Source organism: Pseudarthrobacter sp. NamE5 (genome assembly GCF_005796225.1).
Classification (GTDB): domain Bacteria; phylum Actinomycetota; class Actinomycetes; order Actinomycetales; family Micrococcaceae; genus Arthrobacter.
Genome location: NZ_VAHO01000008.1, coordinates 1 through 20826 on the forward strand (window position 1 = coordinate 1; position 20826 = coordinate 20826).

General features: G+C 65.7%; 23 protein-coding genes and 1 riboswitch. Of the genes, 6 read left to right on the forward strand and 17 right to left on the reverse strand.

Annotated elements, in window-relative coordinates; all coding sequences use genetic code 11:
• Window positions 1-281 precede the first annotated feature (281 nt).
• The 5 genes from FDW84_RS11070 to fabF all read left to right on the forward strand — a co-directional run bounded on the left by FDW84_RS11070 (window position 282) and on the right by fabF (window position 5326).
• A complete protein-coding gene (locus FDW84_RS11070; RefSeq protein WP_138609402.1) occupies window positions 282-1526 on the forward strand; it encodes a PucR family transcriptional regulator in 1245 nt (414 codons plus the stop codon).
• Between the two features lie 88 nt (window positions 1527-1614).
• Window positions 1615-2544 (forward strand): ACP S-malonyltransferase, encoded by a 930-nt coding sequence (locus FDW84_RS11075; protein WP_171046754.1) that lies wholly within the window; start codon window positions 1615-1617, stop codon window positions 2542-2544.
• A complete protein-coding gene (locus tag FDW84_RS11080) occupies window positions 2541-3602 on the forward strand; it encodes a beta-ketoacyl-ACP synthase III (protein ID WP_138609406.1) in 1062 nt (353 codons plus the stop codon). The genes FDW84_RS11075 and FDW84_RS11080 overlap by 4 nt, the downstream gene beginning before the upstream one ends.
• Before the next feature lie 77 nt (window positions 3603-3679).
• A complete protein-coding gene (locus FDW84_RS11085) occupies window positions 3680-3925 on the forward strand; it encodes an acyl carrier protein (RefSeq protein ID WP_009359314.1) in 246 nt (81 codons plus the stop codon).
• Between the two features lie 165 nt (window positions 3926-4090).
• On the forward strand, window positions 4091-5326 hold the full coding sequence (gene fabF, locus FDW84_RS11090; RefSeq protein ID WP_138609408.1) for a beta-ketoacyl-ACP synthase II: 1236 nt from the start codon (window positions 4091-4093) through the stop codon (window positions 5324-5326).
• Window positions 5327-5425: 99 nt separating this feature from the next.
• On the opposite strand, the gene FDW84_RS11095 is transcribed toward fabF, so the two are convergent.
• The 17 genes from FDW84_RS11095 to FDW84_RS11175 form a co-directional block, all read right to left on the reverse strand.
• Window positions 5426-5929 (reverse strand): DUF3145 domain-containing protein, encoded by a 504-nt coding sequence (locus FDW84_RS11095; RefSeq protein WP_138134581.1) that lies wholly within the window; start codon window positions 5927-5929, stop codon window positions 5426-5428.
• A 237-nt stretch (window positions 5930-6166) separates the two neighbouring features.
• The gene (locus tag FDW84_RS11100) at window positions 6167-7093 is read right to left on the reverse strand and encodes a tyrosine recombinase XerC (RefSeq protein ID WP_171046755.1); all 927 of its coding nucleotides are present in this window, start codon (window positions 7091-7093) and stop codon (window positions 6167-6169) included.
• 94 nt (window positions 7094-7187) lie between these two features.
• On the reverse strand, window positions 7188-8375 hold the full coding sequence (gene dprA, locus FDW84_RS11105; RefSeq protein ID WP_171046756.1) for a DNA-processing protein DprA: 1188 nt from the start codon (window positions 8373-8375) through the stop codon (window positions 7188-7190).
• 11 nt (window positions 8376-8386) lie between these two features.
• The gene (locus tag FDW84_RS11110) at window positions 8387-9931 is read right to left on the reverse strand and encodes a YifB family Mg chelatase-like AAA ATPase (protein WP_138609414.1); all 1545 of its coding nucleotides are present in this window, start codon (window positions 9929-9931) and stop codon (window positions 8387-8389) included.
• Entirely contained in the window at window positions 9931-10287 is a 357-nt protein-coding gene (locus FDW84_RS11115; RefSeq protein ID WP_138609417.1) for a YraN family protein, read from the reverse strand. Before FDW84_RS11115 ends, FDW84_RS11110 begins: the two co-directional genes overlap by 1 nt.
• Window positions 10288-10409: 122 nt before the next feature.
• Window positions 10410-10736 carry a DUF2469 domain-containing protein gene (locus FDW84_RS11120; protein WP_138134597.1) on the reverse strand — a complete coding sequence of 109 codons (327 nt, stop codon included), beginning with the start codon at window positions 10734-10736 and terminating at the stop codon, window positions 10410-10412.
• A gap of 50 nt (window positions 10737-10786) precedes the next feature.
• Window positions 10787-11587: a ribonuclease HII gene (locus FDW84_RS11125; protein ID WP_138609419.1), complete on the reverse strand. Its 801-nt coding sequence runs from the start codon at window positions 11585-11587 to the stop codon at window positions 10787-10789.
• Between the two features lie 2 nt (window positions 11588-11589).
• Window positions 11590-12414: a signal peptidase I gene (lepB, locus tag FDW84_RS11130; protein WP_138609421.1), complete on the reverse strand. Its 825-nt coding sequence runs from the start codon at window positions 12412-12414 to the stop codon at window positions 11590-11592.
• Entirely contained in the window at window positions 12415-13092 is a 678-nt protein-coding gene (lepB, locus tag FDW84_RS11135; protein WP_138609423.1) for a signal peptidase I, read from the reverse strand. It abuts the gene before it with no gap.
• An 80-nt stretch (window positions 13093-13172) separates the two neighbouring features.
• Window positions 13173-13532 (reverse strand): 50S ribosomal protein L19, encoded by a 360-nt coding sequence (gene rplS, locus FDW84_RS11140; RefSeq protein ID WP_138609425.1) that lies wholly within the window; start codon window positions 13530-13532, stop codon window positions 13173-13175.
• Window positions 13533-13770: 238 nt separating this feature from the next.
• The gene (trmD, locus tag FDW84_RS11145; RefSeq protein WP_138609427.1) at window positions 13771-14583 is read right to left on the reverse strand and encodes a tRNA (guanosine(37)-N1)-methyltransferase TrmD; all 813 of its coding nucleotides are present in this window, start codon (window positions 14581-14583) and stop codon (window positions 13771-13773) included.
• Window positions 14584-15132 (reverse strand): ribosome maturation factor RimM, encoded by a 549-nt coding sequence (rimM, locus tag FDW84_RS11150; RefSeq protein WP_138609429.1) that lies wholly within the window; start codon window positions 15130-15132, stop codon window positions 14584-14586.
• A 113-nt stretch (window positions 15133-15245) separates the two neighbouring features.
• Window positions 15246-15488: an RNA-binding protein gene (locus tag FDW84_RS11155; RefSeq protein ID WP_138134603.1), complete on the reverse strand. Its 243-nt coding sequence runs from the start codon at window positions 15486-15488 to the stop codon at window positions 15246-15248.
• Between the two features lies 1 nt (window position 15489).
• Window positions 15490-15912, reverse strand: coding sequence for a 30S ribosomal protein S16 (gene rpsP / locus FDW84_RS11160; protein WP_138134604.1), 423 nt, complete (start codon window positions 15910-15912; stop codon window positions 15490-15492).
• Window positions 15913-16116: 204 nt separating this feature from the next.
• Complete coding sequence (locus tag FDW84_RS11165; RefSeq protein ID WP_171046761.1) at window positions 16117-16557, reverse strand: hypothetical protein; 441 nt, start codon at window positions 16555-16557, stop codon at window positions 16117-16119.
• Between the two features lie 131 nt (window positions 16558-16688).
• Window positions 16689-17564 (reverse strand): VOC family protein, encoded by an 876-nt coding sequence (locus tag FDW84_RS11170; protein WP_138609433.1) that lies wholly within the window; start codon window positions 17562-17564, stop codon window positions 16689-16691.
• Between the two features lie 111 nt (window positions 17565-17675).
• The gene (locus FDW84_RS11175; protein WP_138609435.1) at window positions 17676-18758 is read right to left on the reverse strand and encodes an amidohydrolase family protein; all 1083 of its coding nucleotides are present in this window, start codon (window positions 18756-18758) and stop codon (window positions 17676-17678) included.
• A gap of 89 nt (window positions 18759-18847) precedes the next feature.
• Window positions 18848-18955: riboswitch (TPP riboswitch) on the forward strand.
• On the opposite strand from FDW84_RS11175, the gene thiC reads away from it, so the two are divergent.
• Window positions 18950-20785 (forward strand): phosphomethylpyrimidine synthase ThiC, encoded by a 1836-nt coding sequence (gene thiC, locus FDW84_RS11180; protein WP_138609437.1) that lies wholly within the window; start codon window positions 18950-18952, stop codon window positions 20783-20785. Its footprint overlaps the riboswitch before it by 6 nt.
• The last annotated feature ends 41 nt before the right edge of the window (window positions 20786-20826 follow it).

The following is a 20826-nucleotide window of genomic DNA, read 5'->3' on the forward strand; positions in this document are numbered from 1 at the left end:
ACGTTCCCTCGAGATGCTGGCGCGCCGTGGCGAGGTTGACGCCCAGGCTCCAATGAAGGCAATCGAGAAGTACAGGCTCCACAACGTGAACGCCGGCACCACCGGCAACGCGGGCGGAGAGGCCTGACCTCACCGTTTGACCCCGTACAGTGACGGCGGCCCCCTCCGAAAGGCGGGGGCCGCCGTCGTCCGTTTGGACTGCCCCCCTGTGACGCACGGCAAAGCGGATTGTAGCCTTCGCACAAATGGAGGTTGGGCGGCACTGCCCGTATGCTCAAAGAATGCCAGCACCTGCCACTCCGTCGGCCCAGCGCAAACCGTCAACTCCGAAGGTCACGCCGGAGAAGTCAGAGACGCTCAAAAAGCTGCGGGCGAACGTGGGCCAGCTCTCCACCACCACTATGCGCGAGCTGGAAAAATCCCTTCCCTGGTACAGCCGCCTCAGCTCAGACGAGCGCTCGGCGCTGGGGATGGTGGCCCAAAACGGCATCGCCGCCTTTGTCACCTGGTATGAGCGGCCAAGCTCGCCCTCGTGGATCCTGACGGACGTTTTCGGAACAGCCCCCACCGAACTGACCCGCTCCATCAGCCTGCAGAAAGCCCTGCAGCTGATTCGGATCGTGGTGGAAGTGGTGGAGGACCAGGTCCCGGTCATCGCACCCGAAGCCGACCAGCCGTCGCTTCGCGAAGCCGTGCTGCGGTATTCACGTGAGGTCGCCTTCGCTGCCGCCGATGTTTACGCCCGCGCCGCCGAATCCCGCGGGTCCTGGGACACCCGGCTCGAGGCCCTGATCGTGGACGCCATCCTGCGCGGGGAGAACACGGACGCCCTGCGCTCCAGAATCGCTGCGCTGGGCTGGAAAGCCCAGGAGCGGTTCACCGTCATGGTGGGCAATTCCCCCTCCGAGCCCAGCGCCAGCTACGTCAGTGAACTCCGCCGCATGGCAGGCCGCTACGCAGAGGATGCCCTGGTGGGGATCCAGGGTGACCGGCTCATCCTCATCTTGGGCGGTGTCACGGATCGCGAAACCGCGTATGTGAAGCTCAGCGACATGTTCGCTCCCGGACCGGTGGTGTACGGCCCCGAAGCAACTTCCCTGCTGGAGGCCAGCGGGTCGGCCCAGTCAGCCTTCGCCGGCCTGACCGCGGCCAGGGCCTGGCCCTCCGCACCGCGCCCGGTGGCCGCGGACGACCTGTTGCCGGAACGGGTGATTTCCGGCGACGACGCGGCACGCCGTTCACTTGTGAAGAACATTTATCGGCCGCTCCTGGCGGCCTCCAACGGCCTGGTGGAAACGCTGGGAACCTACCTGGAACTCGGGCATTCATTGGAGGCCACGGCCCGGGAACTCTTCGTCCATGCGAACACCGTTCGGTACCGTCTGAAGCGTGTCTGCGACGTAACGGGCTGGGATCCCCTCCTGCCGAGGGAGGCATTCGTACTGCAGGCAGCACTGGTGGTGGGCCGCCTTTCCGCCCCGCCGAAGGCTGCCGCCGAACGTCAGGCGTCCCGGAACCAGCCCTGAGTCGTTGTAGACTTCCTACAACCTGACCCCGTGAGCTTGGTGCGGACAAACACCGCTGGATCACACCGCAATTTGGAAAGCTGGATACGTGCTTGCAATAGTCTGCCCTGGACAGGGCTCACAGACCCCGGGTTTTCTGGCCCCATGGCTCGAACTGCCCCCGGTGGCAGGCCAGCTGGCCTCCTTGAGCGACATCGCAGGCATCGACCTGATCGCCCACGGCACCACCTCGGATGAAGAAACCATCAAGGACACCGCCGTCGCGCAACCCCTGATCGTCGCTGCCGGCCTGGTGGCGGCAGCTTCCCTCTTTGACGTCGAACTAAGCTCGCTTCCGATCGTCCTGGCGGGTCACTCTGTTGGCGAGATCACCGCATCCGCCCTCGCCGGCGTGCTCACCGACGAGGAAGCCATGACGTTCGTCCGCGAACGTGCCAACAGCATGGCAGAGGCGGCATCGGTCACACCCACCGGCATGAGTGCCGTGGTGGGTGGTGATCCTGCTGACGTCCTTGCAGCCATCACCGCCTCCGGCGCTGCCCCCGCCAATGTCAACGGTGCTGGCCAGACCGTCGCCGCCGGAACTTTCGAACAGCTCAGGGCCCTTGCGGACAATCCGCCCGCCAAGGCCCGCGTGATTCCGCTGAAGGTCGCCGGCGCCTTCCACACCAGCCACATGGCACCCGCCGTAAGTGCGTTGAAGGCGCTGGAACCGCAGCTGAAGCCGCAGGCTCCCAAGGTTCCGCTGCTGTCCAATTTCGACGGCGCGGAAGTTACCGACGGCCGCGACGGCGTCGAGAGCCTCATTGCCCAGGTGTCACGTCCTGTCCGTTGGGACCTGTGCATGGAAACAATGGTCAAGCGGGGCGTCACCGGCGTCATTGAGCTTGCTCCCGCCGGCACCCTGGCAGGCCTTGCGAAGCGGGGCATGCCCGGCGTCAAGACCGTCGCCGTCAAGACCCCCGACGACCTTTCCGCAGCCCTGGCACTCTTCGCAGAACTGGAGGGAAACGCATGAGCGTTCCCACGCTGAAGCAGGCTCCCCTCCAGGAGCACACCCGCATCCTTGGACTGGGCGCCTACCGCCCCGATGTCATCGTCACCAACGAGGACGTGTGCCAGTGGATCGACTCCTCGGACGAGTGGATCCGCCAGCGCACCGGTATCGTCACGCGCCACCGGGCCGCAGCAGATGTCAGCGTCATTGACATGGCCGAGGGTGCCGCCCGCGAGGCAATGGACAAGGCCGGCATTGAAGCTTCCGACCTCGGCGCTGTCATTGTCTCCACCGTGACGCACCCCTACGCCACACCCTCTGCCGCTGCCAGCCTTGCTGACCGCCTCGGCGCCACCCCCGCCCCTGCGTTCGACATCTCGGCCGCATGCGCCGGCTACTGCTACGGGATTGCCCAGGGCGACGCGCTGGTCCGGTCCGGCACTGCCAAGTACGTCCTGGTGGTCGGCGCGGAAAAACTGTCCGACGTCATCGACAACCGGGAGCGCACCATCTCCTTCCTGCTCGGGGACGGAGCGGGCGCCGTCGTCATCGGACCTTCCGAAGCCCCCGGCATCGCCCCGTCGGTCTGGGGTTCGGACGGCAGCAAGTGGGACGCCATCGGCATGACGCGGTCCATGCTGGATGTCCGCGACCTTGGCATGGCCGCCCGGCAGTCCGACTCCACCGGTGACCTCGCGCTCCTTGAGGAGGCGCAAGCGCTGTACCCAACCCTTCGGCAGGACGGCCAGACGGTCTTCCGCTGGGCGGTATGGGAGATGGCCAAGGTTGCCCAGCAGGCCCTTGAGGCTGCGGGCATCGAGGCCGAGGACCTGGTGGCCTTCATTCCCCACCAGGCCAACATGCGCATCATTGACGAGATGGTGAAGAAGCTGAAGCTGCCCGAGACGGTTACAGTGGCACGGGACATCGCTGACGCCGGCAACACCTCTGCAGCCTCCATCCCGCTCGCGACGCACCGCCTCCTCCAGGAGAACCCGGAGCTCAGCGGCGGCCTGGCCCTCCAGATCGGTTTCGGTGCGGGACTGGTCTTCGGTGCCCAGGTAGTTGTCCTTCCCTAGAAATGCCCAAGGGCCGCACCCGCGGCCTGACCCATTTCCGGCAGTCCCTGCCGGCAATACAAGAAAAGGAGCCACCAATGGCTAGCAACGAAGAGATCCTGGCCGGATTGGCTGAAATCGTTAACGAGGAAACCGGCCTTGCCCCCGAGGCCGTGGAACTCGACAAGTCCTTCACCGAGGACCTGGACATCGACTCCATCTCCATGATGACCATCGTGGTTAACGCGGAAGAGAAGTTCGGCGTCCGCATCCCCGACGAAGAGGTCAAGAACCTGAAGACCGTTGGCGACGCCGTCAGCTTTATCGCCGGAGCACAGGCCTAGCTCCGAGCTTCCGCCGTCTTTTCGGCATGGCAGGGCTGCCGGTCCGGTTGACCGGACCGGCAGCCCGCCGCATTTTTCCGGCACATTTCCCGAAGCGGAATGCGCCGATCATTACAACGCGGGACCTCCGGCAGACGGATTCCCCACCGACGAAAGAGTGATCCCATGACACGCAAAGTAGTCATTACCGGTCTGGGCGCCACCACGCCCATCGGCGGCGATGTGCCCACGATGTGGAACAACGCGCTTAGGGGGGTCTCCGGTGCCCGCACCCTGGAGGACGACTGGGTCAGCAAGTACGAGCTGCCTGTCCATTTCGCTGCCCGCTGCAGCACGCCCGCCCTTGAGGTGCTCAGCCGCGTGGAAGCCAAGCGCATGGACCCGTCCACCCAGTTCGGCGTCATTGCCGCCCGCGAAGCCTGGGCCGATGCCGGCATCACGGAAATTGACAAGGACCGGCTGGCCGTTGCCTTCGCAACAGGCATCGGTGGTGTCTGGACGCTGCTGGACGCTTGGGACACGCTGAAGGAAAAAGGACCCCGCCGGGTCCTCCCCATGACCGTTCCCATGCTGATGCCCAACGGTGTTGCCGCTGCCGTCAGCCTGGACCTGGGTGCCCGCGCCGGCGCCCACACCCCGGTCTCGGCATGCGCCTCAGGCACCGAGGCCCTGCACCTGGGACTGGATCTTATCCGCTCCGGCAAGGCGGATGTGGTCATGTGCGGCGGCGCCGAGGCTGCCATCCACCCCATGCCCCTGGCCGCTTTCGCTTCAATGCAGGCCCTTTCCCGCCGTAATGATGAACCCGAGCGCGCCTCCCGCCCCTACGACACGGCCCGCGACGGCTTTGTCATGGGTGAGGGTGCGGGCGCGCTGGTCCTCGAGGCCGAGGAACACGCGCTGGCACGCGGTGCGCGCATCTACGGCGAACTGGCGGGCACGTCCGTCACCGCCGACGCATACCACATCACTGCCCCGGACCCTGAGGGTCTGGGCGCCACCCGTGCCCTCAAGGCTGCGATGTTCGATGGCAGGATCCAGCCGGAGGACGTGGTGCACGTAAACGCCCACGCCACGTCGACCCCCGTGGGCGACAAGCCTGAGTACACGGCCCTCCGCGCTGCCTTGGGAGCCCATGTGGACAGCGTTGCCGTATCTGCGACCAAGTCGCAGATGGGCCACCTCCTGGGCGCATCCGGTGCCGTCGAGGCTGTCCTTACAGTGCTCGCCGTCCACGAACGGAAGGCGCCCGTCACCATCAACCTGGAAAACCAGGACCCGGAGATCCCGCTGGACGTCGTCACCTCTGCCCGCGACCTGCCCTCGGGCAGCATAGTGGCGCTGAGCAACTCATTCGGCTTTGGCGGGCACAACGCCGTGATTGCCGTCCGCAGCGCCTGACAGACCGTGGCGGTCCTGATACCGCGCACGCATAAGAGGAGGCCCCGCCGGTTGGCGGGGCCTCCTCTTTGCTATGGAATAGCGTCTGCTCGACGGCGGTCAGCCCACCTGGTGGAGCCAGCGCACAGGTGCTCCCTCGGCGGCGTGCCGGAAAGGCTCGAGTTCTTCGTCCCAGGCTTCGCCGAGGGCGAGGGACAGCTCGTGGTAGACGGCGGCCGGATCGCCGGAGCCGGATTCGTACGCGTAGCGGATCCGGTCCTCCGACACCATGATGTTGCCGTGGACATCCGTCACGGCGTGGAAAATCCCCAACTCCGGCGTATGCGACCAGCGCCCGCCGTCAACGCCGGGGCTGGGCTCCTCGGTAACCTCGTAACGGAGGTGCGCCCACCCGCGCAGGGATGAGGCAAGCTTGGATCCAGTACCGGGGGCACCGGTCCAGGACAGCTCAGCCCGGAACATTCCGGGCGCAGCAGGCTGAGGGGTCCACTCAAGGTCCGTCCGCTTGTCCACGACGGATCCGATGGCCCACTCAACGTGGGGACACAAGGCCGTAGGGGCCGAGTGAACAAACAGCACACCGCGGGTCATTGCAACAGACATTCCATCCTCCATAGCTCTAGGTACGTCTTCCCCAACGACCTCTGCCTGGATGGAACTGCCGTGCCCTGCACTGCGGCGGTGGTTCCTGCCCGAATATTCAGATGTAGTACTGCTGTTGTCCGTACCCCCGTGGCGCAGGAAGCCGTAGAGCTTCAAGCGCGACTTGAAAGTTGCCGGACGTGACTCTTATTGTGCCGTACCCCACCGAATTACGCCAGTGCGATTCCTGCTGGCCCTTTATGCCCTGGGGTGTGCCTGTTGGTAGCTCTTCCGCAGCCGGTCCACGGAAACATGGGTGTAGATCTGGGTAGTGGCAAGGCTGCTGTGTCCCAGGATCTCCTGGACGGCGCGCAGGTCGGCGCCGCCGTCCAGCAGGTGGGTTGCCGCGGAGTGCCGGAATGCGTGGGGCCCTAATGCGGAGGTGTCGCCCAATTCGTCGAAGAGGGTGTTGACCATGGCCCGGACCTGGCGCTGGTCCACCCTGCCGCCTCGGGAGCCCAGGAAGAGGGCAGGGCCACTGGTGGCCTTGGCGAGCACGGGCCGGCCCCGCCGGAGCCAGTCATCCACCGCAAGGGCAGCCGGAACGCCGTACGGGACGGTCCGCTCTTTGTTGCCCTTGCCGATGACACGCAACGTCCGCCTGTCCGGGTCGAGGTCGTCAATGTCCAGCCCGGCCAGTTCGCCCACCCGGACACCCGTGGCGTAGAGCAGCTCCACGATGGCCCGGTTGCGGACGGCAAGCGGAGCACCTTCCGCCGCCGCCTCTTCCAGGCCTGCGAGCAGCCGGGCCAGCTGCCGGGCCTGCAGCACGGCGGGCAGGGAGCGTTCCCGTTTCGGGGCCTTGAGCCTCAGGGCAGGATCGGCGGTAAGGCGTTCCTCGCCCAGCGCCCAGGCAGTGAAAACCCTGATGGAAGCTGACCGCCGGGCAAGTGTCGTGCGCGCTGCACCGGCCTGGCTCTGCGTCCCGAGCCAGCGCCTAAGGGTGCCGAGGTCAAGGTCCTCGAGGGCGCGTGCACCTTCGCCTGAGGCATGGGCAAGGAGGCTGCGGACATCCCCTACGTAACCGCGGAGGGTATGCGGCGAAACGGCGCGCTCGGCGGTGAGGTAGCGCGCGAAGGCGCCAAGTGCAGCGCCGAGCTCCGCGGGCAGTTCCTCATTTTCCACTCTCCTACTGTCCCAGCTCCGGCCCGGAATGTAGCGCCTGACACGGTCCCTTTGGAGCCGTACCTGGCCGATTGGGGCCCTGGTCATGGCGCCTTCAGTCGTTGACCTTCCCACGTTTCCAGCCGCCGCGCTCCGAGACGGCAAGGCCCAGCAGTCCCAACCGGCCCAGCCCTGCACGGACTGATTCCTGCCCCAAACCGGCCACCACGGAGAGCTTGTCAACGGACGTGGTGGACCGCAGCGGAAGCGCGTCCAGAAGGATCAAGTCTTCGAGCGTCAGCCCGTCCTGCACCGCAGCCTCCCCGTGGCGGGCATCAGGAAGCGCCGAGCCGCTTGGGGCTGCAAGTTCGGCGATTTCCGCAGCGTCGGTCACGCAGACTGCTCCCCCGTCCCGCAGAAGCCGGTGGCAGCCCGCCGAGTTGGCGCTGTGAACCGATCCCGGGACGGCGCCGACAGCACGTCCAAGAGTCTCCGCGTGATGTGCGGTGTTGAGCGCTCCGGAGCGCCACCTGGCCTCGACCACCACCGTCACGGCAGACAGTGCGGCAATGATCCGGTTGCGTTGGAGGAACCGGTAGCGCGTCGGGGCGGAGCCCGGCGGCACCTCCGCGAGTACTGCTCCCTGGTTGCACACTGCCCGCAGGAGATCCTCATTGCCTGAGGGATAGAACCTGTCCACTCCCCCGGCCATCACAGCAATGGTGGGAACGGTACTGGAAGCTCCGGCCAGGGCGGCACGGTGGGCATGGGCGTCAATGCCGTACGCTCCGCCGGACACCACGGTAAGGCCTCTTTGTGCCAGGGAGTAGGCGATGTCCCCGGTGACGGCTGCCCCATAGCTGGTACTGTCCCGGGAACCGACAACGGCAACCGATGCAGCAACTGTGGGAAGCTGTTGTTCCTGCCCCCGCCACCAGAGGCAGATTGGCTCCTGGATCCCGAGGTCGGCCAACTGAGTGGGCCACAGTTCGTCCGCGGGAGTGATCAGCCGCCCGCCGAGGCGGGCCATGGTTGCGAGGTCCCGCTCGGGAGCAAGGTCGGGTATCCGGGGTTGCCACCGCTTCAGGGATGCGGCGAGCCCGGACCATGCGGAGGAAGAACCGCAACCGGCCAGGAGTGCGGTGATTTCCTGTTCCAACTCCGGTCCTGCCGTTAACTGGCCGGTGGCGACTCGCAGCGCATCCACTGCCCCGGTTGCCTGTACGAGTGCAAGGCCTGCCGCGTCCTGCGGCTCCATCAGGCGTGACAGGGCTGCCCGGGATAGGCGTTCGCTGTCGGCCATGGCTGCTTCCTTCATGCTGCGGCCGCCGCTGCCTGTCGAAGCCCCAGGGCCTGCCCGATATCGTTCGTGTCCGGCCTCTCTCCGTGACCCAGATCGGACAGCGTCCACGCCAGACGAAGTACCCGGTCGTACCCGCGGGCAGTCAGGACCCCGCGCTCCAGTGAGTGGTCCAGGATGCGGGTGACGGCGGGAGGCAGCCGCAGTTCGCCCCGCAATACGCGGCCGGGGACCTGCGCATTCGTCTCCAGTCCGTAGGGCGCGAGTCGCTCCTGCTGCCGAGCACGGGCATCCCGCACACGCCGGGCAACGGTGGCTGTGTCCTCTTCGGCTCTTGCCTGGCCAAAATCGGCGAGGGAGACTCTCTCCACCTGCAGCTGGATGTCCACCCGGTCCAACAGCGGCCCGGACAGCCGGGCCATGTACCGCCGCCTCATCAGCGGCGTGCAGGTGCACTCCAGCCCTTTTCCGGTGGCCTTGCCGCATGGACAGGGATTGGCCGCAAGGACCAGCTGGAAGCGGGCCGGATAGGCGGCGGTTCCGGCAGACCGGTGAATCACCAGCTCACCGCTCTCCAGCGGCTGGCGCAGCGCGTCCAGCACGCGGCGTTCATACTCCGGTGCCTCGTCCAGGAACAGGACGCCACGGTGCGCCCGCGACGCCGCTCCCGGCCGGGGAAGCCCGGAACCACCGCCGATGATGGCTGCGGCAGTAGCAGAATGGTGCGGGCTCTCGAATGGCGGCCGTCTCAGGAGCTGGACCGAGGATGACGGCAGTCCGCACAGCGAATGGATTGCGGTGACCTCCATGGACTCATGGTCACCCAAGTCCGGCAGCAGCCCGGGCAACCGTTCTGCCAGCATCGTCTTCCCGGCGCCGGGCGGACCGGTCAGGAGAAGATGGTGTGCACCGGCTGCCGCAACTTCCAGCGCGCGCCGGGCATCGCCCTGGCCGGAGACGTCAGACATGTCGGGGCAACTGCCGGTTTCCGCGCCAGCGTCCCCGGTGCTGTCCGTGTCCTCTGGTTCGAAGTCCAGGGCCAGCTCCTGGGGGTCGGCCCCGAAATCGAGCGCCAGCCGCGCCAGCGTGCTGTACCCGCGCACGTTGGCGTCCGGCACCAGCGCCGCCTCTGCCAGGTTTGCCTGCGCAACAACGATGTCTGGGTAACCGGCCCGGACTGAGGCCATGACAGCCGGGAGGATGCCCCTGACAGGGCGCAGCCTGCCGTCGAGTCCCAGCTCGGCTATGAAGACTGTGCGCCCGGTGGGTTTGATGTCATTGGCGGCCCGCAGCACCGCTATGGTGACCGCCAGATCGAAACCCGAGCCCCGCTTGGGCAGTGAGGCAGGAATGAGGTTGGCGGTGATTTTCCGGCGGCTAAGGGGAATACCGGAGTTCTTGGCAGCGGACCGGATGCGTTCCTTGGCCTCGTTAAGGGAAGCGTCCGGCAGGCCCAGGAGCACGAACGCCGGAAGGGTTTGGCCGATGTCGGCTTCCACCTCGACCAGGTATCCGTTCAACCCCACCAGGGCGATGGAGTAAGTACGGCCCAGGGGCATCACCCCACCCCCTTGAGATGTTCCACCAGGGGGGAGCCGCCGCCGTCGTCAATCACCGCAATGACATCAACGCGCCGCAGCGGCATTCGCAGCTCGCGGTCACGGCACCAGGCGGCACCAAGCCGATGAAGGCGGGCGAGTTTGTCGGGGCCGACGGCCTCGAACGGATGGCCGTAATCCAGGGAACGGCGGGTCTTTACTTCGGCGATCACCAGGGCGTCGCCGTCAAGGGCGACAATGTCTATTTCACCTTCGGTGCACCGCCAGTTGCGCTCCACCACCAGCATGCCAAGGGCTTCCAGATAACCAACGGCAAGGTCCTCGCCGTGGCGGCCAAGCAGGTCTTTTGATTTCATTTCTACCTCCGCAACCAGCCTGATACGGCTGGTTTACAGAGGACAGGGGCCCCGTCCCGTATGTGGACTAGTGTGGGGCCGGCCACCCCTGTGCAGGACAAGTCCGGGCGATGGGCGGAAAGCTAGTGGCCCAGGTCGACGTCCTTGGGCAGCGCCAGTTCCTCGCTGCGCGGCAACTCTTCGACGTTGACGTCCTTGAAGGTCAGGACGCGGACACTCTTGACAAAGCGCGCCGAACGGTAGACGTCCCAGACCCAGGCGTCCTGCAGCGTCAGGTCGAAGTAGACCTCGCCGTCCGCGCTGCGGGCCTGGAGATCCACATGGTTGGCCAGGTAAAAGCGCCGTTCGGTCTCGACCACGTAACTGAACAGCCCGACGACATCGCGGTATTCACGGTAGAGCTGAAGCTCCATGTCGGTTTCGTAGTTTTCAAGGTCCTCAGCACTCATGCTTCCATCTTGCACCATCCGCACGTCAGCTGGTGTCCGAGGCGGGAAGCTCAGCCTTCGCCGGCGGGCACTTCCCCTTCAGCCCGCTCCTCGTCGCCCAGCTCTTCGCCGCCGGCCAGCCCGCCGTCGAGCAGGTCACCGCCCAGAAGCCGCCAGCTGACCCGGTGGTAGGGCGTGGGGCCGGCTGCGCGGAGGACATCGCGGTGCAGTACCGTGGCATACCCCTTGTTGATGTCCCAACCGAAGTCGGGAAACTCAAGGTGCAGTTCCCGCATCATCCGGTCGCGTTCAACCTTGGCGATGACGCTTGCCGCCGCGACGCTCAGGCACTGCATGTCGGCCTTGACCTTGGTGTGCACGGGAGCGTCGCAGCTGACCTCGAAGACCGGCTCCTCAAAGAGAGAGAGCTGTTCGGCGGGGGAAAGCCAGTTGTGGCTTCCGTCCAGGAGCACGGCCTCCGGGCGGATCCCCGTTGAGACAACGTCCTGCCAGGCCCGGGTCCCGGCCAGGCGCAGCGCAGCGATGATCCCGAGGGAGTCGATCTCCTGGGCGGAGGCGTGTCCAACGGCGGCTGCCACGCTCCACCGGCGGACCAACGGGTCCAGGCGTTCCCGCTCGGCAGGGGTCAGCAGCTTGCTGTCCCGCACGCCGGCCAGCGGTTTCTGGCGTTCCAGGTCCACCACGGCGATGCCTACGCTGACGGGGCCGGCAAGGGCACCACGCCCCACTTCATCCACTCCTGCCAGGTAGCGGATACCCTGCGCCTTAAAAGTCCGCTCATGCCTGAGGGACGGCGCCTTGCTGCGGAGGGGCGCCTTGGACCCCGGGCGGGCCTTGACTGCGGGAGGCATGGTCAGGGTGCCGACGGCACGTTCCGGAAAACGTCCGGGTAGTTGTCGAGGGTGGTGATGCGGTTCAGCGGCCAGGCAATGACGGCGGCCTTGCCTTCGAGGTCGTCAAGATCGATGAAACCGCCGTCGGAATCCATGTGGGCGCGGGAGTCGGCGGAGTGGTTCCGGTTGTCGCCCATCACCCACACCTTCCCTTCGGGAACAACCACGTCGAAGTTGCGGATCTGCGGGACCTCAGCGGGATTGACGTAGGTCTCGTCAATCGCAGTCCCGTTGATGGTCAGTTTACCGCCGGCGTCGCAGCACACCACGTGGTCACCCGGCAGTCCGATGACTCTTTTGACCAGGTGCTGTTCGGAGTTGTCCGGCAGAAGGCCTACGAACGTCAGGCCTTCCTGAACCCATGTGAAGGGTCCCTGTGGCTGCTCCGGCGCGGCCGGCAGCCAGCCTTTGGTGTCCCGGAATACCACCACGTCGCCGCGGCTGAGAGAGAACGGCTCGGGTACCAGGAGGTTGACGAAAATGCGGTCGTCCACGTCCAGCGTGTTGACCATGGACTCCGACGGAATGAAAAAAGCCCGGAACAGGAACGTCTTGATCAGGAAGGAGAGTACGACGGCGATGACCACCACCGTGGCGATTTCCTTCAGCCAGGCAAAGACCGGGTTGCCTGCAGGCTTTCCTGCCGCTTTCGCGGCGGATCGGCTGCCTGCGGTGGCGGGAGCAGGAGCGTCAGGACGCTGGCCGGACGCCGCGGGGGCATCGGCCGGAACGTCCGAAGCGCCGTCGTGGCGCGGCTCAGGAATCCGCGCGTGGTTCTCGGGCATCTACTGTCCGTTCTCTGTTGTTTGTCCTGCCGCAGGCGGACGAGGTACTGGAGCAAATCTATCAAGGGGCCAGATGATCTGGACGGGCCTGCCGATCACCCTGTCCAGGGGAACCATGCCGCCGCCGGGGGCGCCAAGCAGGCTTCGGGAGTCGGCTGAAAGGGACCGGTGGTCGCCCATCAGCCACAGCCGCCCCTCGGGGACCAGGGCACTGAACTTCTGGGTGCTGGGCACGTCGCCGGCGAAGATGTACGGCTCTTCCAATGGCTGCCCGTTGACCGTCACCTTGCCGTCGGGACCGCAGCAGGCCACCGAGTCGCCAGGCAAACCAATGACCCTCTTGACATAGGTGGTGTCACTGCCGGAGAGCCCGAGCCACTGGGTGATGCCGGCAGCAGTTTCCGCCAGCGGGCCCCGGCCGCTGTTCAGCGGGGCGAAGGTGCCCCGGCCGTCGAAGACGACGATGTCCCCGCGCCGGATTGGTTCCTCCTGGAAGTCGGTCCGGGAAACCAGGATTCGGTCCCCGCCGTCCAGGACAGGTTCCATGGAATCGGAGGGGATGAAGTAGACATCAAGCCACAGTGACCTCACCAGCCCGCTGATGGCGACTGCCAGAAGTACGGCAAGGAACGCAAAACGCCAGCCCATGTTCCGGGGCTGGCGTTTTGTCTGGTCCATAATCCGTATCCTGGCGCTGGTGCATGGCTCCGGCGCTGGCCGGATACGGCTGCGGCCCAGCCTTTGTAGGTCCGAAGGACTTACTTGGCGGTGCTGAAGTCGCGCTTTTCCTTGATCTTCGCAGCCTTACCGCGCAGGGCGCGCATGTAGTAAAGCTTGGCACGGCGGACGTCACCCTTGGTGACGACCTCGATCTTTTCGATGATCGGGGAGTGCACCGGGAAGGTACGCTCCACGCCGACGCCGAAGGAGACCTTGCGGACCGTGAAGGTCTCGCGGACGCCCTCGCCCTGGCGGCCCATGACGAAGCCCTGGAAAACCTGGACACGGGTGTTCTTGCCTTCGATGATGTTCACGTGCACCTTGAGGGTGTCGCCCGCGCGGAACTCGGGAACATCGCTGCGCAGCGAAGCGGCATCTACGGAATCGAGAATATGCATGATCGCACTCCTGGTGAACGCCACAGGTCATTCACTTTGGGTCACGGCAGGAAAGCCAGGGACGCCGTACTGGCGGACCGACGATTTCTGCCGAAAGTTAGGTGGTCCGGTCCCTTCACTGTTTGACGGGGCCGGTTGTCTTGGCTGTTGGTTGCGCTCCCCCTGTGGCAGGTGCGGACCCAGCAGACACAAGGACTAATTTTGCCACACCGCGGAGGTTACAGCCAATCCCGGCAGGTCAGCCCTGCGGGGCACCCCCGCTGTCCGGCCGGCGGCGCAGACGGCCGTCTACGACGTCGTACCCCAGGTCCTGCAGTTCCGCGCGGTCGGCACGCGGCAGCTTGCCGGCGTCCAACCCATCGAGCAGGTCAGGACGCCGCTCAGCGGTCCGGCGAAACTGTTCGTGCCGCCGCCACTGTGCGATCCTGCCGTGGTTGCCGCTCAGCAGCACCGCCGGCACTTCCCGCTCCCGCCAAACCGAGGGTTTGGTGTAGACGGGGTACTCCAGCAGCCCGTCCGAGTGGGACTCCTCCACCAACGATTCGGGGTTGCCCACCACACCGGGCAGGAGGCGGCCAATCGCCTCCACCATGGCCAGGACAGCCACCTCCCCGCCGTTCAGGACATAGTCCCCAAGGCTGACGGGACGGACGTCGAAGTGCTCCCGGGACCACTCCATCACGCGCTCGTCAATCCCCTCGTAGCGGCCGCACGCGAACGCCAAGTGCTCTTCTTCCGCCAGTTCGTAGGCAAGAGCCTGGGTGAAGCGTTCACCCGCGGGCGACGGGACAATCAGGACAGGCTTTCCCGCATTTTGCGGGCTGTCTTCAACGATCGCCGCAAGGGCCTGGGCCCAGGGTTCGGGCTTCATCACCATGCCGGCGCCGCCGCCATAGGGGGTGTCATCCACGGTCCGGTGCCTGTCCGTGGTGAACGCGCGGAGATCATGGACGCGCAGGTCCAGCAGGCCGTCCTGCCGGGCCTTTCCGATCAGCGAGAGCTCCAGCGGTGCCAGGTAGTCCGGAAAAATGGTGACGACGTCGATCCTCATCTACGCTTTGCCCTCCGCCTCAGGAGAGGCAGGCACATCTTCCGAATTCAGTTCGAAGAGGCCGTCCGGCGGGGTGAGGAGGATGTACCCTTCGTCGACGTTGACTTCGGGAACAATCTGCTCCACGAAGGGGATCAGGATCTCGTCGCCGTCCGGGGTAGTCACCACCAGCAGGTCCTGGACAGGCATGGTGTTGAGGGCGGCAACCTTGCCGACGACCCGGGAGCCCACCCGCGCCTCAAGTCCAACGAGCTCATGCTCGTACCAGCCTTCGTCGTCGTCCTCGTCCAGTTCTTCCGTTTCGATGAAGAGCTTGGCCCCGCGGAGGGTTTCCGCTTCAGTGCGGGTGGCAATTTGGTCGAACCCCAGAAGCAGGATGTCCTTGTTCCAGCGGGCGCTGCTCACGGTCAGCGGGCCATGGGACGCCGGTTCAACCACGAACTCGGTGCCAGGCACAAACCGTTCCTCAGGGGCATCGGTCAGGACCTGGACCGTAACTTCCCCGCGGATGCCGTGGGGTTTGCCGATTCGTGCCACCTGAAGCTGCATGTGTTCCTCTGTTTGGGTTGTGGTTGGTCCACGTGTGTACTGGTGAAAGCACTCCGGCCCCTCCACCGCATTGGTGAAGGGGCCGGAGCCAAAAACTGGAGGTTGCCGAGCGCTCAGCGGCGGCGGTCGGTGTCGACGACGTCGACCCGCACCGGCTCCCCGCCGGCCAGGGCTGCCACCACGGTGCGCAGTGCGCGCGCCGTGCGGCCCTGGCGGCCAATCACCCGTCCGAGGTCGTCCTGGTGCACACGCACTTCGAGGGTGTCCCCGCGGCGGTTGCTCTTGGAGCTGACCTTGACATCTTCCGGAGAATCAACGATCCCCCGGACCAGGTGTTCCAGCGCTTCTGCCAGCAATCTACTCAGCCTCGGTGGTCTCTGCTTCGGCCTCGGCAGGTGCTTCGGCGGCGTCAGACTTGGATGCCTTCTTGGTGATGGCTTCCGGGATGATCACGGAACCCTTTTCCGGGGCAACGAAGGCTTCCTTTTCAGACTTGGTCTTCAGGGTGCCTTCCTGGCCCGGCAGGCCCTTGAACTTCTGCCAGTCACCGGTGATCTTGAGGATCGCGGCGACCTGCTCGGACGGCTGGGCGCCCACGGACAGCCAGTACTGCGCACGCTCAGAGTCGACCTCGATGTACGAGGGCTCTTCGGTAGGGTGGTACTTGCCGATCTCCTCGATGGCGCGGCCGTCACGCTTGGTGCGTGAGTCCGCGACGACGATGCGGTAGTACGGGGCGCGCATCTTGCCGAAGCGCTTAAGGCGAATCTTTACGGCCACTGTTGTGGTCACTCCTGTTTCAGAAAAGGGGTGAACCCGACGTTCTGCACCCGTGGGGCGGGCCGTACTTGCGGGTTCGAAGGACAGGATCCTGACGCGGAGAGAGGGGCCACGCCGATCGAGTACCTGTTTATTGTGCCAGATCAGCGTCCGGATTTCGACTTGGCACCGGCGCCGGCCCCGACAGGTTGCGCGAGGGACAGCTCAGACGGACCAGACATAGAGGCCGGTGCGCTCCGAGTCGCCAACTCCGCCGGCGAGTTCGGCCACCTGCTGCACATACGTCCGTGCCTCGGCGGCGCCGAAGGGCATGTCTTCCTGGGCAGCCCATTGTTCGGCAACATCATCGAGGACGTTGCCTTCGCCTTCGGTTTCATAGGACAACAGGTCGGCCAGGGCGCGCACCATGGCCGGCGGAACCGCCAGGAGCGAGTCGCTCGCCACGTCGACCATGGTCAGCTCGTAATCCGCCCCGCCGGCGTGCACCGCGGTCCCGGCCAAATCGCCCAGCTGTTCAACCTCGAAGTCAGTGATTCCCGGGATTCGGACTGCGTCGCCGGCAGGCGCATGGCCGCCCTGGTCAAGGATGCCTGCGCGTTCCAGCGCGGCATCATGGGTGGCGACAAAGATTTCGGTGAAGCCCATGGGAAGTGCCCTCATTCCGTTGATGGTGCGGCCCGTCGGGAAGCAAAACTGCCGCCCGGCCGTTCGGGTTCAGCAGGTTCGGATTCAGCCTAGTACAGCCGCCGCCGGCTTCCCCGGCGGCGCGGCCCTCGTCAACGCACCGCAACCCGGATCCGGTTGCGCCATGGATCCTCAAACCGCAGTTCGGCTCCAGTGTGGTGGGCAGCAACGCCGGCGACCCTGAGGCGGTCTGCGAGGGCGCCGACGTCGTCCCCTGACGGGACCTCGATGAGCACCTCGCCGAGGCCGAGGGTGTCCTTCCGCGGCCCGGCGCCGCGGCTGTTCCACACGTTCATGGCCATGTGGTGGTGGTAGCGCCCCGCCGAGACAAACAGCGCCTGCCCATGCCAGCCGGCGGTCTTCTCGAAGCCAAGTGTCCCCACGTAGAAGTCGCGCGCCGTCTGGACGTCGCCCACCTGCAGGTGCACGTGGCCCACTCCTGCCACACTGCCGCGCTGGCGTTCGAGGGATTCCTCGGTGAGGTGCTGCTCAAGGTACCGCTGCGGCGGCAGCGCCAGGCTGTCCATCACCACATCCGTGCCGTTCCAGGACCAGTTGCTGCGCGGCCGGTCCCAGTAGAGCTCAATCCCGTTGCCCTCGGGATCGTTGAAGTAGAACGCCTCGCTGACCAGGTGGTCGGCACTGCCCGTGAAGGAACGGGGTTCGTACTGCGCTGCAGTGGCGATGGTGGCAGCCAAATCCGCCTGGTTCTCGAACAGCAGCGCAGTGTGGAAGAGCCCGGCTTCCCCCCTGCCCGGAAGGTTCAGCCCGGGAGCCGGAGCAAGGTGCACCAACGGCTTCTGCAGCCGCCCGAGGTACAGGCCGCCGTCCTGTTCGGCGACAACCTCAAGGCCAAGGGCCCGCTGGTAATAGTCAGTCATGACCCTCATGTCGCCCACCTTGAGCATGACAGTGCCCATCGCGAGGTCGGCAGGAAGAAGATCCTGGCTGGCGGCTTGTGCAGTCATTGAGAACTCCCGGTGGTCGGGGCCGTCCTGGAGCAGAGGCCTTTCACTCTTAAGATTACTTGAAGCTTCAATTTATTCCAAGCCTGCAGGTAAAACTTGTGCCGCCGGTTCTCAGCCGACCACCTGCCCGCGGAGGACAACATGCGCGGGCTCCTTCACCGCTCCGGGCACCTTCCGCGGATCGTCGCGGAAGACGACGACGTCCGCGGGTGCTCCCTCCCGGATTCCCGCCGCCCCGAGCCACGTCCGCGCACTCCACGCAGCCGCATCCAGGGCAGCTGGCATGGGCAGTCCTGCTGCGTGCAGGGCAAGGATTTCGTCGGCGATCCTGCCGTGCCGGATGACGCTGCCGGCATCGGTACCGGCATAGATCCGCACCCCTGCCTCATATGCCTCAAGCACCCGCTCTGCCCGCTGTTGCCACAGCGACCGCATGTGCGCAGCGTACCGCGGAAACTTCCGTTCTGCCCGGGCGGCAATGTCCGGAAAGGTGGCGATGTTGATCAGGGTGGGCACAATCGGTACCTGCTGCTCCATGAACCGGGCAAGGTGCCGTGGCAGCAGTCCAGTGGCGTGCTCCACGCAGTCGATCCCGGCATCGAGCACGTCGTCGAGCGTGTCTTCGGCAAAGCAGTGCGCCGTGACCCGTGCGCCCTCGTCGTGGGCTGCATGCACAGCATCACGGACGACGGCGGGCGGAAAGGAAGGCGCGAGGTCGCCGGCGTCCCGGTCAATCCAGTCGGCAACGAGTTTGACCCACCCGTCGCCGGCCCGGGCCTGCTTTCGGACGGCTTCCACCAGGCCATCGGGTTCAACCTCCTCCGCGAACCCCCGCAGGTACCGGCGGGTGCGTGCAACGTGCCGGCCGGCGCGGATGATCACCGGGACGCCGCTGCGGCCCTGCAGCCATCGTGTATCAGCAGGGGACCCCGCGTCGCGGACCAGCAGGGTGCCGGCGGCAAGATCCGTCCGGGCCTGTTCTTCGGCAACGGCAGGATCAACCGGCCCGTCCGGACCGAGACCAATGTGGCAGTGCGCGTCCACGAAACCCGGCAGCACCCAGCCGTCCAAAAGCATGTCGGGCCCCTGCTTGGGGCGGGTGAAGGTCAGTGTTCCGCCAACTGACCAGAGCCCTTGCTGCTCACGGTGGGGCCCGGTCAGAACCGTCCCGGTGAACCCGATGATTTCCGGCATGCGCACCCCTTCTTCTTCGCCCGTCAGGCTAGCACCGCAATATGACAACCGTTTTTCCTTTACCCGCCGGGGCGCTGTGGTAGCTTCGTTCCTGACCACACGGGTGCCCCTGCAGGGGCTGAGATCGGGCTGAGGCAGCCTGCGACCGTCGAACCTGTCCGGGTAATGCCGGCGAAGGAAGTGAGTATTCCTTGAGTACACCAAAAGAACAGTTCCACCCTGCCCAAAATCAGGCCGGTAGTGCCCGGTCCGGGGCTGCAGGGGCGCAGCCAGCCACACAGTCGCTGAAATCCCATTCACTGGCCTTTATCGAGGACGCGGAGTCCGGCATCCGGGTTCCGGTGACGGAGATTGCCCTGGAGCCCTCGCCCAGCGGAGAGGCGAACGCCCCCTTCCGGACCTACCGCACGGCAGGTCCCGGCAGTGACCCTGTCCGCGGCCTCCGCCCCTTCCGCTCCGGGTGGATCGTAGAGCGGGGGGACACGGAGGCGTACGGCGGCCGGGAGCGGAACCTGCTGGACGACGGCCGCTCGGCCGTCCGCCGCGGCGCAGCATCAGCGGAGTGGAAAGGGGCGCAGCCGGTGCCCCGCCGCGCCGTCGAAGGTAAGACTGTGACGCAGATGCACTATGCCCGGCAAGGTGTCATCACCCCCGAAATGCGTTTCGTGGCGCTGCGGGAGAACTGCAGTGTGGAACTCGTGCGGAGCGAAGTGGCCGCAGGCCGGGCCATCATCCCCAGCAACATCAACCACCCTGAGTCCGAACCGATGATCATTGGCAAGGCCTTCCTGGTCAAAATCAACGCGAACATCGGCAACTCGGCCGTCACCAGCTCCATAGCCGAAGAGGTGGACAAGCTGCAGTGGGCAACCCAGTGGGGCGCGGACACGGTGATGGACCTTTCCACCGGCGACGACATCCACACCACCCGCGAGTGGATCATCCGCAACTCCCCCGTCCCGATCGGCACCGTCCCCATTTACCAGGCGCTGGAGAAGGTCAACGGCCAGGCCAACGAGCTGACCTGGGAGATCTTCCGCGATACCGTGGTCGAGCAGTGCGAACAGGGCGTGGACTACATGACCATCCACGCCGGGGTCCTGCTGCGGTATGTGCCGCTCACCGCACACCGGGTTACGGGGATCGTCTCGCGCGGCGGTTCGATCATGGCCGGCTGGTGCCTGGCGCACCACCAGGAAAACTTCCTGTACACGCACTTCGACGAGCTCTGCGGGATCTTCGCCAAGTACGACGTCGCGTTTTCCCTCGGCGACGGGCTGCGGCCGGGTTCAACAGCAGATGCAAACGATGCAGCCCAGTTCGCTGAACTGGACACGCTGGCGGAGCTGACCGAACGCGCGTGGAAATACGATGTGCAGGTCATGGTGGAAGGCCCCGGGCACATTCCCTTCCACCGTGTCCGCGAAAATGTGGAGCGCCAGCAGGAACTGTGCAAAGGTGCGCCGTTCTACACGCTGGGGCCGCTGGTCACGGATGTCGCGCCGGGCTACGACCACATCACCTCGGCCATAGGAGCTACGGAAATCGCCCGGTACGGCACGGCAATGCTGTGTTACGTTACGCCAAAGGAACACCTTGGCCTTCCCAACAAGGATGACGTGAAGACCGGCGTCATCACCTACAAGATCGCCGCGCATGCGGCCGATCTCGCCAAGGGCCACCCGGGAGCGCACGAGCGCGATGACGCCCTGTCCAAGGCGCGCTTCGAGTTCCGCTGGCGTGACCAGTTCGCGCTGTCCCTGGATCCGGTAACGGCTGAGGCGTTCCACGACGAGACCCTGCCCGCCGAGCCGGCCAAGACCGCGCACTTCTGCTCGATGTGCGGGCCGAAGTTCTGCTCCATGCGCATCAGCCAGGACATCCGGGACGAATACGGGTCAGCCGGATCACAGGCAGCCCTGGCGGAAGCGGCCGCGGGAATGAAGGGAAAGAGCGAGGAATTCCTGGCAGCCGGGGGCAAGGTCTACTTGCCTGAACCTGCCGTTCCCATGACCGGACAGCGCTAGCGGTCCCTACACGCACCCGTCCGGCTGGCAATTTGGGGGCC